Raw genomic sequence first — 13,707 nt, 5'->3', positions numbered from 1 at the left:
GTGCCCCTTACTGCTGCTGGAAACGTTCGAAGCGCTTCTCGGTGCGGCGTTCCTCGAACGTCACCTCGGTCACGCGCGCGGCGGGCGGCCCGTGACGCAGCCACGCGAGCATCCGGTCGATCTGTGCGCCGGGCCCCTGGATCATCGCCTCGACGGTGCCGTCCTCGAGATTCGCGACCCAGCCGCGCAGCTTCAGCGCATGCGCTTCGCGCACCGTCGCATGACGAAAGCCGACGCCCTGCACGACGCCGCGCACCCGCACGTAGTAGGTCTCGATCCGTTCGTCCAGTTCATTGCGGCTCATCGCGTCGCCCTCCCGTTGCATTCAAGCCCGGCATTGTAGTCGCGTCGGCCGCTTCGCACACGCGCCGGCCGGGCGTCGCCGCGCCCGCCGACCACGTACAATCTCGCCGATGCCCAACCGCCGCGCCGCCCGCGCGGCCCAGAAGGAAACGCATGACTGATACTTCCCGCGATCTCGTTCTCGTCACCGGCGCGTCCGGTTTCGTCGGCTCGGCCGTCGCGCGCATCGCGCAGCAGAAAGGCTATGCGGTGCGCGTGCTCGTGCGCCCGACCAGCCTGCGCACGAACGTCGCGGATCTCGATGCCGAGATCGTCACCGGCGACATGCGCGACGAGGCGTCGATGCGCGCCGCGCTGCGCGGCGTGCGCTACCTGCTGCACGTGGCGGCCGACTACCGGCTGTGGGCGCCCGATCCCGACGAGATCGAGCGCGCGAACCTCGAAGGCGCGGTCGCGACGATGCGCGCGGCCCGCGCGGAAGGCGTCGAGCGGATCGTCTACACGAGCAGCGTCGCGACGCTGAAGGTGACGAGCGCCGGCGACCCGTCCGACGAGAACCGGCCGCTCACGGCCGAGCAGGCGATCGGCGTCTACAAGCGCAGCAAGGTGCTCGCGGAGCGCGCGGTCGAACGGATGATCGCCGACGAAGGGCTGCCGGCCGTGATCGTCAATCCGTCGACGCCGATCGGCCCGCGCGACGTGAAACCGACGCCGACCGGCCGCATCATCGTCGAGGCCGCGCTCGGCAAGATTCCCGCGTTCGTCGATACGGGGCTGAACCTCGTGCACGTCGACGACGTCGCGCACGGCCACTTCCTCGCGCTCGAGCGCGGCCGGATCGGCGAGCGCTACATCCTCGGCGGCGAGAACCTGCCGCTGCAGCAGATGCTCGCGGACATCGCGCAGATGACGGGCCGCAAGGCGCCGACGATCGCGCTGCCGCGCTGGCCGCTGTATCCGCTCGCGGTGGGCGCCGAAGCGGTCGCGAAGTTCACGAAGAAGGAGCCGTTCGTCACCGTGGACGGGCTGCGGATGTCGAAGAACAAGATGTATTTCACGTCCGCGAAGGCCGAGCGCGAGCTCGGCTACCGGGCGCGCCCGTATCGCGAAGGGCTGCGCGATGCGCTCGACTGGTTCGGCTCGGCGGGCTACCTGAAGTAACACAAAGCGGCGCACCTCGCGCCGCTTTGCGCACTTTGTTACACGTCGCGCACGGACCGGCATCGGCGCAGCGGTTAAAATCGCGGGTCTTACGCAGAGAAGACACGCATGAACCTCAACGATCAGATCGCTTCGCTCGCCACGGGCGTCGATCAGCTCCTCCACGATCACCACGCCGCGCAGCAGGCGGCACGCAGCGCGGAAGCCTTCGCGCGCGCCGCCGCGGCGGAGGCCCGGGCTGCCGCCGAGCGCCACGCGGCGGCGGAAGCCGAAGCGAAGGCCGCCGCGCAGCGCCACACGGCCGCCGCCGCCGATGCCGAAGCCGCGCAGCGGCGCCATGCCGATGCCACCGCCGTCGCCGAGGCGGCCGCCCAACGTCATACCGATGCCGCCGCGCAAGCCGAAGCCGCTTCGCAGCGCCATGCGGAAGCCACCGCGCTGACCGAAGCGCTCGCGCAACGTCACGCGGATGCCGAGGCCGCATCGCAGCGGCACGCGGCGGCGATCGCCGAAGCCGAGGCCGCCGCGCAGCGTCATCACGCTGCCGCGACCGAAGCCGAAGCGGCCGCGCAACGTCATGCGGCGGCGACCGCCGAAGCCGAAGCCGCCGCGAAGCGCCACGCGGAAGCGACCGCCGAAGCCGAGGCCGCCGCGCAGCGCCACCGGGCCGCGATCGCCGAGGCCGAGGCGCTCGCCCAGCGTCACACGCAGGCGCTCGCCGACACGCAGGCCGCCGCCCGGCGTCACGCCGAAGCGACCGCCGAGGCCGAAGCCGTCACGCAACGCCACGCCGAGGCGATCGCCCAGGCCGAAGCCGCCGCGCAACGCCACGCCGAGGCCACCGCCGAAGCCGAAGCCATCACGCAGCGCCATACCGAGGCGATCGCTCAGGCCGAAGCGGCCGCGCAGCACCACGCGAAGGCCATCGCCGACGCCGAGGCGCTGGTCGAGGCCGTCGTCCAGGAAGCCGCGACGAGCGCGGCGGCAACCGCCGTGGCGGCTGAAGTCGTCGAGCCGGCGGTGGCGCCGCCAGCGTCCGTGAACGCGGCCGCGCCGGCCGTGGCTGAAACGGTCGAGACGGTCGAAGTGGTCGAAGCAGCCGGCGCGCCGGCCGATGCCGAGACGGCACCGATTCCGACCACACGAGCCGAAACCGCGGTTGAAGCCGACGCCGCTGCCGCGCCTGCCGACAAGGCGACGCTGCACGTGTCGCGCCCGTCCCAGAACGAACTCACGCTGTCCATCAACGGCCAGTCGATCACGCTGCATCCCGAGCAACTGGGCCAGTTGATCGAGGAGCTTGCGCATGCACGCGCGTCGATGCAGCCGGAGCCGCCGCCCGGCATTCCGGCCGGCTGGCGTTTCGTGACGACGAAGAACCCGATGATGGCCGTGCAGAAGCAGGCGAACGGCGACCGCCTGCTGGTCGCGCGCCACACGGGCTACGGCTGGGTGCCGTTCACGTTCTCGCCGGACGTCGTGATCCAGATGTACATGATGCTGACGCAGCGGTAAGCGCCGGCATCGGCCGGCAACCGGCCGGAAAGCAAACAGCCCGAATCGGCTTGCGTCGATCCGGGCTGTGTGTTTTCAGGGGGCCGGTTTATCGGTACGGCGGCGGCATCCGCCGGCGTGGGTCAGCGCTCCACCGGCGCCTGCACGCGCGCCTTCCACTGGCCGCCCTTGCCGCGCCAGTAACGCCACGCGGACGCGAACGTCGCGCCGACGTAGAACAGCGCGACGAGCGGCAGCGCGGGCGCCCACAGCGGCGAGCGCCGGTAGTAGCGCAGCATCGGCGCATACGCGGCGCACATCGACGCCCACGCGAGCCAGGCCGGCCATGCGCGCGCGCCGTAGGCCAGCGCGGCGACGGGCGGCACCAGATAGATGATCGTCATCCCGAGCAGCGTGCCGGCCAGCAGCAGCGGCGAATAGTGCAACTGCGTGAACGCGGTGCGCGCGATCATGTTCCAGATGTCGCGCCAGCTGTCGTACGGGCGCAGCGACACGCTGCGATCGGCGAGATCGAGCCGGATCGGATGGCGGCCGCCGCCGCGATGCTTGATCTGCGCGGCAAGGCTGCAGTCGTCGATCAGCGCGCCGCGAATCGATTCGATGCCGCCCGCTTCCTCGAGCGCCGTGCGCTTCACGAGCATGCAGCCGCCGGCGGCGCCGGCCGTCCGGTTGCGCGGGTTGTTGATCCACGAGAACGGGTACAGCTTCGCGAAGAAGAACACGAACGCCGGAATCAACGCCTTTTCCCAGAACGAATCGCAGCGCAGCCGCACCATCAGCGACACGAGATCGCGATTTTCGGCCTGCGCGCGCGTGACGAGCTGCGCGACGGCGTCGGGCGGATGACCGATGTCGGCATCCGTCAGCAACAGGTAGTCGGCCGGCAGGCCAAGCGTCTGCACCGCGGCGATCCCCTGCGATTGCGCCCACACCTTGCCCGACCAGCCGGCCGGCAGCGGCTTCGCGCTCAGCACCGTCAGCCGGTCGGCGCGGTTGATCGCGAGCGCGGCCGCGCGGGCCGCGTCGGCGGTGCCGTCGTCGCTGTGGTCGTCGACGATGATCAGATGAAAGTCGCCCGGATAGTCCTGCTCGAGCAGCGAAGTCGCCGCGCGGGCGATCACGTCGGCTTCGTTGCGCGCCGGCACGACGGCCACGACGGCCGGCCAGCCGGCCTCGGCCGCCGCGCCGCGGGCGTCGGCCGGCAGCGGCCGCGCGGGCTGCGCGCGCCAGAAGCCGCCGCGCGCGACGAGCAGCACGATCCAGATCACCAGCGACAGGCCGGACACCAGGAAGGCGATCGCGAGCATCATCGGCCTGCCCCCTGCCGGGCACCGGCGCGTGCGACATCAATAAGGGTCTGGAACAAAACACCCGGCCCCGCAGGGGCGGACGGGCAATACGCGTAAGAATCGACGGTCATCGAATGGCCTTGAAATGAGCGCGATGGCGGGCAGCCGGAGCGGCCGCCCGCGAAACCGCGCAGTTTACCGGGTTCCGCGCGCGCCAGCGCCGAAGCGGCTCTCCCGCAATTGCAACGGTGTCGATACGGCACCGAAGCAAGGACGGCCCGATAGGGTTAAAATGCGCGATTAATTCGGGGTTCCGGGGCCTGGCCGGCCGGTTCGTTCCTGCCTTCATAACATCAAGCCGGGGCGAGCAAGCGCGTGCCAGCGCCTCGAACCCCGGCGTCTGTCGTCGGAGTTCGCTCACCTATGCGAGTCATCCTTGCCCAGCCCCGCGGCTTTTGTGCGGGGGTTGTCCGTGCGATCGAGATCGTCGATCGCGCGCTGCAACAGCACGGTGCGCCGGTCTATGTGCGTCACGAGATCGTGCATAACCGGCATGTCGTCGAAAATCTGCGTAATAAAGGGGCACGATTCGTTGAGGAACTCGACGAGGTGCCGCACGGCGCTGTCGCGATCTTCAGCGCGCACGGTGTCGCCCAGACGGTCGAGCGCGACGCGCAAACGCGGGGGCTCGACGTGCTCGACGCGACCTGCCCGCTCGTCACGAAAGTGCACGTGCAAGGCCGCCAGTACGTCGCGGCGGGCCGCCGGCTGATCCTGATCGGCCACGCGGGCCACCCGGAAGTCGAGGGCACGATCGGCCAGATTCCGGCCGAGGTGATCCTCGTGCAGAGCGAGGCCGAAGTCGATACGCTGACGTTGCCCGTCGACACGCCGGTCGCGTACATCACGCAGACCACGCTGTCGGTGGACGACACGCGCGGCATCATCGAAGCGCTGCAGCGCCGGTTCACCGACCTCGTCGGCCCGGACACGCGCGACATCTGCTATGCCACGCAGAATCGCCAGGCCGCCGTGCGCGAGCTGAGCGAACAGGTTGACGTGCTGCTCGTCGTCGGTGCGACGAACAGCTCGAACTCGAACCGCCTGCGCGAGATCGGCACCGAAAGCGGTGTGCCGAGCTATCTCGTCGCCGACGGCTCGGAAGTGAAGGCCGAATGGTTCGCGGGCGTGCAGACGGTCGGCCTGACCGCCGGCGCGTCGGCGCCCGAGGAAATGGTCGAGGATGTAATCGGCGCGCTGCGCGCGCTGGGGCCCGTCGAGGTCGCGACGATGGCGGGCCGTGAAGAAAAAGTCGAATTCAAGTTGCCGGCGAAGCTCACGCAAGCTGTCGCCCGCGAAGTTTAAGGAGGACATCCCTTGTCTATTCCGCTGCTCCAGCAAGTCCGTGTCGGCGCCTACATCGTGCGCCAGCACCTGTCCGGCAACAAACGCTATCCGCTCGCGCTGATGCTCGAGCCGCTGTTCCGCTGCAACCTCGCGTGCAACGGCTGCGGCAAGATCGATTATCCGGATCCGATCCTGAACCAGCGTCTTTCCGTCGAGGAATGCCTGCAGGCCGTCGACGAGTGCGGCGCGCCCGTCGTGTCGATCGCCGGCGGCGAGCCGCTGCTCCACAAGGAGATGCCGGAAATCGTCAAGGGCATCATGAAGCGCAAGAAGTTCGTGTACCTGTGCACGAACGCGCTGCTGATGGAAAAGAAGATGGACGACTACCAGCCGAGCCCGTATTTCGTCTGGTCGGTCCACCTCGACGGCGACAAGGACATGCACGACCATTCCGTGTCGCAGGAAGGCGTGTACGACAAGGCGGTCGCGGCGATCAAGGAAGCGAAGCGCCGCGGCTTCCGCGTGAACATCAACTGCACGCTGTTCAACGATGCGATCCCCGAGCGCGTCGCGAAGTTCTTCGACACGTTGGGCCCGATCGGCGTCGACGGCATCACCGTGTCGCCGGGCTACGCGTACGAGCGCGCGCCGGATCAGCAGCACTTCCTGAACCGCGACAAGACGAAGAACCTGTTCCGCGAAATCCTGAAGCGCGGCGAAGGCGGCAAGCGCTGGTCGTTCAGCCAGTCGTCGCTGTTCCTCGACTTCCTGGCCGGCAACCAGACGTACAAGTGCACGCCGTGGGGCAACCCGGCGCGTACGGTGTTCGGCTGGCAGAAGCCGTGCTACCTGGTCGGCGAAGGTTACGTGAAGACCTTCAAGGAGCTGATGGAAACGACGGAGTGGGACAACTACGGCGTCGGCAACTACGAGAAGTGCGCGGACTGCATGGTCCACTGTGGCTTCGAGGCCACGGCCGTGATGGACACGATCTCGAACCCGCTGAAGGCGCTGCGCGTGAGCCGCAAGGGCATCAAGACCGACGGCCCGTTCGCACCGGACATCTCGATCGCGAAGCAGCGTCCGGCCGAGTACGTGTTCTCGCGCCACGTCGAGATCAAGCTCGAGGAAATCCAGCGCGCCGGCAAGGGCAAGCTGCAGAAGCCGGCGAAGTCGGCAACGGCCGCTTAAGCGCGTTTCGCCGCGCGGCGGTTCGCGCCGTCGCAGCGGCCACGCAACGAAGCAGCGCCACGGAGTTCGCTCCGTGGCGCTTTTGTTTTGTCGGACGCCGTGCGACGCGTGGCGCTTGCACGTGTACGTGTACGTGCGGGGACGAACGTCCGTCGCCTAGCTTCGCGACTCCGCAGCGGCGATCAGTTGCCACGCGGTCGGCCCCGGATCGAGCAGCGGATCGGACGGCGGGTCGAGATCGTGCCGATGCGCTTCCTCCGACGGCAATCTCTGTGATTTCGCGATGCCGATTTCGTCGCCGCACACGGTGCATCGGTAGATGCCCGCCACCGTCACCCTGCTGCCCGGCGGCAGGTTCTCGCTGAATGCGCGCCCACTTCCGCACGTGAAGTAGCCGCCGCTCCTGTATAGCGCCATCGCTCCTCCTGACCGAAAACGAATGCGTTCGCGTCGACACGCACGATCGCCGCGAACGCGAGGATGGATTGTCGTCCCCCGGCCACGCCGGGTTCCAGTCATGCCATTAGACGGCGCGCGGCCGCGCGATGGAATCGGACACGTATGAAACGCGGCCGTCGGGCAGCCGTTCAATGCAGAATGGCTGGCTCCCGCATCTTCGTCGCGGCCTGCGCGACCAATCCCGACTGTTCGGCGGAAGCGAACGTGCAGACATGACGCCACAGCTCCGCCAGCCGATGCCGCGCGAGCGTCGCGACGCACGCGTCGTTCGCGGCGAGCACGCGTTCGAGCACCCCGCATTCGTCGGCGTGCAGCGTCCATGCACCGCCTTGCGCGGCGCGCGCCGCGCTCGCGTCCAGCACGCGCTCCGCGTCGACGCACAGGGCGATGGTCGCATCGGGGGAGACCGCGTCGTCGAGCGCGAGGAAGACCAGATACACGCTCGTGCGCAGCCGCATCAGCAGCGCTTCGCTACCGTGCTCGCCGCGCAGCGCGACCAGCGCCATGTGGCATTTCAGCGAGATGTCGCGTGCATGCGCGAGCGGCAGCGGCAGCAGCCATTCGCGCGTCAACGGCGGATGGCGCCGGCCTTTTCGGGCAACCTTCATGATTCGCCCTCGCTCGCGCATGCGTCGTTCGCCGCCGCCCCCGGCCACGCGCTGCGGCACACGCGCGCGCAGCGGCCCGCGTCGCGCAGGGCGTGCGCCCGACGTCGCACGCCGCGCACATCGGCGCGCCGTCGCGTCGCGCTCGCTTGCGGCAGCCTGCGTATCGCCAGCTCACGCAACACGCCGAACAATCGGTTCGGGCACGCCATGTCCGTCTCCCGCATCAAAACGTGTTGTCGCCCTTCAGGTAGTACGCGGTTTTCACGAAGAACGCCTTCACCGGATGGCCGCTCTGCGCGTCGCGGGCCGCCCGCGCTTCCATCGCGGCCTTCTCGTCGCGCCACCGGTCGGGCACCGGGTTGTTCACGCGCTCGAGCGCACGCTGCATCGCGAGCGGATAGTTCTGGTTGCCGGCCGTCGTCGCGCGATAGCCGGCGCGCGTCATCTGCATGAGCTGCGCATCGGTTTCGGCACGCGCCGCCGACCAGGTCAACGGCGCGGCATTCGGGGTGTCGGCGACGCCGATCGACTGCGCAAAGCTAACGGCCGGCAACGCAGCGAGTGCGCAAGAAAGAACGGCAACGGGAACGAGGGATCGCATAATGGCCTCCAGATGGTTGTCCCCGCATCGATCCAGCATCGATGCGTTGAAATCATCGTATGTCGGGCCGCATCCCGGTTGAATAGCCGAATCCGCAATTGTTATTTTCAGCCGCGCATTCGGCGCATGAGCCGCGTCATTCGCGAATCCATTCGAAACGGAATTTCTTTATTTCATTCAACGACCTGATCGGATTCTTACCGGCGATCCGGCTCGGCGCACATACCGCTCTTTCAATTTCCGAAATGACGTGTTGCCGGCGCGATGCCGGCCGGCGCGCCTGCAGACAAGGCTTTGGCGTGATGTCGCGCATGCGGATACCGCCGAAACGATTTCATCCGATCAGCCGATTCTTCTGATGCAGGACAAATCGTCCGCGTCGGCCTGCCGGATCGGGACACGACGCATGCCGCAAGGACGCGCGATAATCACGCATCAGCCGTTTCACACGGCATCTCAGGCGTTTTCATTTTTAATCGAGCCTCTCCATGGTCGCTCTCGACATTACCGCCATCGACAGTTGGCACGCGCACGTCTATTTCGATGCGGCGAGCCGCGACGCGGCCTGGGCGTTTCGCCAGGTCGTCGACGCGCGGTTCGGCGCGGTCATCGAACTCGGCCGCTTTCACGAACGCCTCGTCGGCCCGCATCCGGCGTGGTCGTACCAGATCGCGTTCGGCGCCGCGCGATTCGACGACATCGTGCCCTGGCTCGTGCTGAACCACGGCGCGCTCGACATCTTCGTGCATCCGAATACCGGCGACGACCTGCGCGACCATCGCGATTGCGCGATGTGGATCGGCAAGTCGTATACGCTGAATCTCGACGCGCTGGCCAGCTAACGGCCGGCGCGCCCTGCCGCCTTCGCCGCGGCGAGGCATTCACGTTTCGGGTCGACGTGAAACGTCTGGCGGCGGCGCGCCTCTACAGTGGTTTCCGTGATCGACTTCCGGAAACCCGCGATGACACCCGCAGACACCCACGCCGACGCCCGACGCATCCATGAAGACTGGCACGCCGCCGTCGTCGCCCGCGACCTCGACGCGCTGATGTCGCTGTATGCCGACGACGCGGTGCTCGAAACGCCGCTCGTCGTCGCCACGCGGCCCGCGCACGGCTCGGGCGTGCTGCACGGCAAGGCCGCGATCGGCGCCTTCCTCGCGGCCGGCCTGCGCGATCCGGACAACCGGCTCGGGCGCTGGTACCGGACCGGGCTGTTCTTCTCGAACGGCCGCCAGCTCGTCTGGGAGTACCCGCGCGCAACGCCGGACGGCGATCAGGTGGATCTCGTCGAAGTGATGGATCTGCGCGACGGGCTGATCGCGCATCATCGCGTGTATTGGGGATGGGCCGGGTTCAACGCGCTGCGGGCCGCCTCGCGCCCGTAGCGCATGCTGGGGCCGGCTGGCCACGCGCGGACGTCACCTGCCCGACGCTCCATGCCGCTCACGCGACATACATCGCGACACTGACGAACTGGCACAGGCTGCCGGCCAGCACGAAAAGGTGCCAGATACCGTGCCCGTGGCGGATGCGTTCGTCGTTGATGAAGAAGTAGATTCCCGCGCTGTAGATCACGCCGCCGGCCACGAGCCACGCGGTGCCCACGGGCGGCAGCGCATGAATCAGCGGACGCACGGCGACGAGCGCGAGCCAGCCCATCAGCACGTACAGGATCATCGACAGCAGGCGCGTGCGGCGCCCGAGCGTCAGCTCCTGCACGATGCCGAACACGGCGAGCCCCCAGCTCACGCCGAACAGCGACCAGCCCCACGGGCCGCGCAGCGTGACCAGCGTGAACGGCGTGTAGCTGCCGGCGATCAGCAGGTAGATCGCGGCATGGTCGCATTTCTGCAGGATCGCCTTCAGGCGCGGCTTGCGCACGCTGTGATACGCCGTCGAGATCGCGTAGAGCAGGATCAGCATCGCGCCGTACACGCTGAAGCTCACGACCTTGTACGGGTCCCCTTCGAGCGCGCCCATCGTCACGAGCGCCACGAGGCCGGCTACCGACAGCACCGCGCCGACGAGATGGGAAATGCTGTTGAAACGCTCACCGACATGCACGACGTGTTCTCCTGCGGTCCATCGGGAAAAGAGGGAGCCCTATGATACCGGCGGCCGGATAGCCCGTGCTGCGCCCGGGCAAACGGCGTGCGAGCGCCATGCGCCGCCGGCCGGCGCAAAAAAAGCGCCGCGACATCCATCGCGGCGCTTCCGTTTCGTCAACCGGACCGATTCGTCAGGTCATTGCAACGGCCGGTTCAGCAACATTTCCCTGCTCCCGACCCGTACCGCGCATTCTGACGCTCGCGAAAGAATTCCTCGTACGTCATCGGCTCGCGGTCCGGATGGGTTTCGCGCATGTGCGCGACGTAGGTGTCGTAGTCGGGCAGGCCGACCATCAGCCGCAACGCCTGCCCGAGGTAACGCCCCGCGCTGCGCAGGTCGCTGCCGAGATCGGTAAACATCGCGGCCTCTCCTCAACGTCCGCTGCCGAGCGCCTGCGCGGCCGGCATCGCTTCGTACGGCGTCTCGCGCACGGTCGGCTTCGATTCGCGGCGCGCGCGCAGCACGGCGAGCAGGCCGTACACCGCGATGCTCACGACGACGAAGATGAACAGCCCGGCCAGCGCCGCATCGATGTAGTCGTTGAAGATGATCCGCTTCATCTGCGCGATCGACTTCGCCGGCGCGAGCACCTTGCCTTCGTCCACCGCGGCCTGCAGCTTCGCGGCGTGCGCGAGGAAGCTGACCTTCGGGTTCGCGTCGAAAATCTTCTGCCAGCCGGCCGTCAGCGTGCAGATCAGGAGCCACGCGGTCGGCACGATCGTCACCCACGCATAGCGCTCGCGCTTCATCTTGAACAGCACGACGGTGCCGAGCACCAGCGCGATCGCGGCGAGCATCTGGTTGGAGATGCCGAACAGCGGCCACAGCGTGTTGATGCCGCCGAGCGGATCGACCACGCCCTGGTACAGGAAGTAGCCCCATGCGGCCACGCACAGCCCGGTCGCGACCAGGTTCGCGGGCAGCGACTCGGTGCGCTTGAGCGCCGGGTGGAACGTGCCGAGCAGATCCTGCAGCATGAAGCGGCCCGCACGCGTGCCCGCGTCGACGGCCGTCAGGATGAACAGCGCCTCGAACAGGATCGCGAAGTGATACCAGAACGCCATCATCGCTTCGCCGCCGATCACCTGGTGCAGGATGTGCGCCATGCCGACGGCCAGCGTCGGCGCGCCGCCCGCGCGCGCGATGATCGTCGTTTCGCCGACGGCCTTCGCGGTTTGCGTGAGCATGTCGGGCGTCAGCACGAAGCCCCATTGCGTGACGGTGTTCGCGACCGCTTCCGGCGTCGAGCCGAGCACGGCGGCCGGCGCGTTCATCGCGAAGTAGATGCCCGGCTCGATCACGCACGCGGCGACCAGCGCCATGATCGCGACGAACGATTCCATCAGCATCGCGCCGTAACCGATGAAGCGCGCGTTGGTTTCGTTGTCGATCAGCTTCGGCGTCGTGCCCGACGAGATCAGCGCGTGGAAGCCCGATACGGCGCCGCACGCGATCGTGATGAACAGGAACGGGAACAGGTTGCCCGACCACACCGGGCCCGTGCCGTCGACGAACTTCGTCAGCGCGGGCATCTTCAGTTCCGGTGCGACGACCAGGATGCCGATCGCGAGGCCGAGGATCGTGCCGATCTTCAGGAACGTCGACAGGTAGTCGCGCGGCGCGAGCAGCAGCCACACCGGCAGCACCGATGCGACGAAGCCGTAGCCGATGAGAATCCACGTGAGCTGCGTGCCGCTGAACGTGAACCATGCGGCGACCGTGGGCGAGGCGGCCACGTTCTGGCCGAACGCGATCGCCGCCATCAGCCCGATGAAGCCGATGATCGACACTTCGCCGATGCGGCCCGGGCGGATGTAGCGCGTGTAGACGCCCATGAACAGCGCGATCGGAATCGTCGCGGCGACGGTGAACGTGCCCCACGGCGAATTCGTCAGCGCCTTCACGACGATCAGCGCGAGCACCGCGAGGATGATCACCATGATCAGGAACGCGCCGAACAGCGCGATCACGCCGGGCACCGTGCCGAGTTCCATCTTGACGAGGTCGCCGAGCGAGCGGCCGTCGCGGCGCGTCGAGATGAACAGCACGATGAAGTCCTGCACGGCGCCGGCGAATACGACGCCGGCCAGGATCCACAGCATGCCGGGCGTATAGCCCATCTGCGCGGCGAGCACGGGGCCGACCAGCGGCCCGGCGCCGGCGATCGCGGCGAAGTGATGGCCGAACAGCACGTACTTGTTGGTCGGCACGTAGTCGAGGCCGTCGTTGTACTTGACCGCCGGCGTCATGCGCAGCCCGTCGAGCTGCATGACCTTGCTGGCGATGAAACGGCTGTAGAAGCGATATGCGATCAGATACACGCAGACTGCGGCGATCACGATCCAGAGGGCACTGACGCGCTCGCCGTGCGCGAGTGCGATCGTGCCGAATGCGAACGCGCCGAGTAGCGCGACCGCGATCCAGAGCAGGGTACTGGAAGCCCGATTCATGGCGTCTCCTGGTCTCCAATGTGTTTTTGAGTGGATGCGGCCCGAAAGCCGAACCCGCGTGACGTCGATGCGTCGTGCCGCAGCCTCGCTGAAGCCGCGGCGATGGGCCGTAGTATTCCGCGCGACGGGGGCCGCTTACAAGCGGATAACTACGTATGAGGATCTACGTAGAATTACGTAGTCGCTGTCACATGCCCGCCGTCAGGCCACGATTGCTCACGACCGGCGAGCCACGTACAGTATTTGCCTGCCCCCATTCCGGAACCGCCATGCCGATTGCATTTCAGAAGACGAACGCGAATGGCGATGACTTCGTCATCGTCAACCTGCGTGGTCAAGGGCACGATCCCGCGCATCGTGTCGATCGCGACCTCGTGCGACGTATCGGCGGTCGGCATCGCGGCATCGGCTCCAACGCGCTCGCGGTTGGGTCGGATTGCGACGATGCAGCCGCCCGCGTCGCGTTCCGGAACCCCGACGGCTCGGCGCTCGATACCTGCGGCAGCGCGACGCGCGGTGTCGCGTGGAAAAAGCTGAGGCGGGGAACCGGCGCGGCGTCGGTCGTGCTGCGCACGAATCGCGGGCGCCTGCACTGTTCCCACGATACAGACGGGTTGATCGAGGTCGAAATGGGCGCGCCGCGGCTCGGCTGGCAGGACGTGACGGTTCGA

General features: G+C 67.7%; 15 protein-coding genes and 1 pseudogene. 7 read left to right on the top strand and 9 right to left on the bottom strand.

Going from position 1 to position 13,707, the window contains the following annotated elements:
• Positions 1-7: 7 nt before the first annotated feature.
• Positions 8-304: an acylphosphatase gene (locus tag LGN10_RS11890; RefSeq protein WP_006480292.1), complete on the bottom strand. Its 297-nt coding sequence runs from the start codon at positions 302-304 to the stop codon at positions 8-10.
• Between the two features lie 152 nt (positions 305-456).
• Between LGN10_RS11890 and hpnA the strand changes: the two genes are divergently transcribed.
• The gene (hpnA, locus tag LGN10_RS11885) at positions 457-1,464 is read left to right on the top strand and encodes a hopanoid-associated sugar epimerase (RefSeq protein WP_226223478.1); all 1,008 of its coding nucleotides are present in this window, start codon (positions 457-459) and stop codon (positions 1,462-1,464) included.
• 108 nt (positions 1,465-1,572) lie between these two features.
• The gene (locus LGN10_RS11880; RefSeq protein ID WP_226223476.1) at positions 1,573-2,979 is read left to right on the top strand and encodes a phage tail protein; all 1,407 of its coding nucleotides are present in this window, start codon (positions 1,573-1,575) and stop codon (positions 2,977-2,979) included.
• A gap of 122 nt (positions 2,980-3,101) precedes the next feature.
• Here LGN10_RS11880 and LGN10_RS11875 read toward each other — a convergent pair whose 3' ends face one another.
• Complete coding sequence (locus LGN10_RS11875; RefSeq protein WP_124860152.1) at positions 3,102-4,289, bottom strand: glycosyltransferase; 1,188 nt, start codon at positions 4,287-4,289, stop codon at positions 3,102-3,104.
• A 402-nt stretch (positions 4,290-4,691) separates the two neighbouring features.
• On the opposite strand from LGN10_RS11875, the gene ispH reads away from it, so the two are divergent.
• Complete coding sequence (gene ispH, locus LGN10_RS11870) at positions 4,692-5,633, top strand: 4-hydroxy-3-methylbut-2-enyl diphosphate reductase (RefSeq protein WP_059581714.1); 942 nt, start codon at positions 4,692-4,694, stop codon at positions 5,631-5,633.
• Positions 5,634-5,645: 12 nt separating this feature from the next.
• Positions 5,646-6,806 carry an adenosyl-hopene transferase HpnH gene (hpnH, locus tag LGN10_RS11865; protein ID WP_006480287.1) on the top strand — a complete coding sequence of 387 codons (1,161 nt, stop codon included), beginning with the start codon at positions 5,646-5,648 and terminating at the stop codon, positions 6,804-6,806.
• A gap of 156 nt (positions 6,807-6,962) precedes the next feature.
• Here the strand turns inward: hpnH and LGN10_RS11860 are convergent, their stop codons facing one another.
• From LGN10_RS11860 to LGN10_RS11845, 4 genes are all read right to left on the bottom strand, one after another.
• Positions 6,963-7,223, bottom strand: coding sequence for a hypothetical protein (locus LGN10_RS11860; protein ID WP_059644394.1), 261 nt, complete (start codon positions 7,221-7,223; stop codon positions 6,963-6,965).
• Positions 7,224-7,393: 170 nt separating this feature from the next.
• Positions 7,394-7,873 carry a hypothetical protein gene (locus LGN10_RS11855; RefSeq protein WP_226223474.1) on the bottom strand — a complete coding sequence of 160 codons (480 nt, stop codon included), beginning with the start codon at positions 7,871-7,873 and terminating at the stop codon, positions 7,394-7,396.
• 223 nt (positions 7,874-8,096) lie between these two features.
• Complete coding sequence (locus LGN10_RS33665) at positions 8,097-8,474, bottom strand: hypothetical protein (RefSeq protein WP_319001227.1); 378 nt, start codon at positions 8,472-8,474, stop codon at positions 8,097-8,099.
• 136 nt (positions 8,475-8,610) lie between these two features.
• Positions 8,611-8,787: a hypothetical protein gene (locus tag LGN10_RS11845; protein WP_226223466.1), complete on the bottom strand. Its 177-nt coding sequence runs from the start codon at positions 8,785-8,787 to the stop codon at positions 8,611-8,613.
• A 175-nt stretch (positions 8,788-8,962) separates the two neighbouring features.
• Between LGN10_RS11845 and LGN10_RS11840 the strand changes: the two genes are divergently transcribed.
• Together LGN10_RS11840 and LGN10_RS11835 are read left to right on the top strand one after the other, a co-directional pair.
• Positions 8,963-9,316 (top strand): DOPA 4,5-dioxygenase family protein, encoded by a 354-nt coding sequence (locus tag LGN10_RS11840; RefSeq protein ID WP_226223465.1) that lies wholly within the window; start codon positions 8,963-8,965, stop codon positions 9,314-9,316.
• A gap of 120 nt (positions 9,317-9,436) precedes the next feature.
• On the top strand, positions 9,437-9,862 hold the full coding sequence (locus LGN10_RS11835; protein WP_226223463.1) for a nuclear transport factor 2 family protein: 426 nt from the start codon (positions 9,437-9,439) through the stop codon (positions 9,860-9,862).
• 58 nt (positions 9,863-9,920) lie between these two features.
• Here the strand turns inward: LGN10_RS11835 and trhA are convergent, their stop codons facing one another.
• The 3 genes from trhA to LGN10_RS11820 all read right to left on the bottom strand — a co-directional run bounded on the left by trhA (position 9,921) and on the right by LGN10_RS11820 (position 13,036).
• Positions 9,921-10,541 carry a PAQR family membrane homeostasis protein TrhA gene (gene trhA, locus LGN10_RS11830; RefSeq protein ID WP_059581693.1) on the bottom strand — a complete coding sequence of 207 codons (621 nt, stop codon included), beginning with the start codon at positions 10,539-10,541 and terminating at the stop codon, positions 9,921-9,923.
• Positions 10,542-10,738: 197 nt separating this feature from the next.
• Positions 10,739-10,945 (bottom strand): YbdD/YjiX family protein, encoded by a 207-nt coding sequence (locus LGN10_RS11825; RefSeq protein WP_027781714.1) that lies wholly within the window; start codon positions 10,943-10,945, stop codon positions 10,739-10,741.
• A 12-nt stretch (positions 10,946-10,957) separates the two neighbouring features.
• Positions 10,958-13,036: a carbon starvation CstA family protein gene (locus tag LGN10_RS11820; protein ID WP_059581690.1), complete on the bottom strand. Its 2,079-nt coding sequence runs from the start codon at positions 13,034-13,036 to the stop codon at positions 10,958-10,960.
• A 269-nt stretch (positions 13,037-13,305) separates the two neighbouring features.
• Here LGN10_RS11820 and LGN10_RS11815 point away from each other — a divergent pair.
• Positions 13,306-13,698 (top strand): annotated as a pseudogene (locus tag LGN10_RS11815) (diaminopimelate epimerase); the annotation flags it as partial.
• Positions 13,699-13,707: the final 9 nt, after the last annotated feature.

Origin of the sequence: Burkholderia sp. AU32262 (assembly GCF_020419985.1) — a bacterium.
In the GTDB taxonomy this organism is placed as follows: Bacteria; Pseudomonadota; Gammaproteobacteria; order Burkholderiales; family Burkholderiaceae; genus Burkholderia; species Burkholderia semiarida.
Note: the sequence above shows the minus strand (reverse complement) of the source record. Positions and strands in the feature narration are given on the sequence as shown.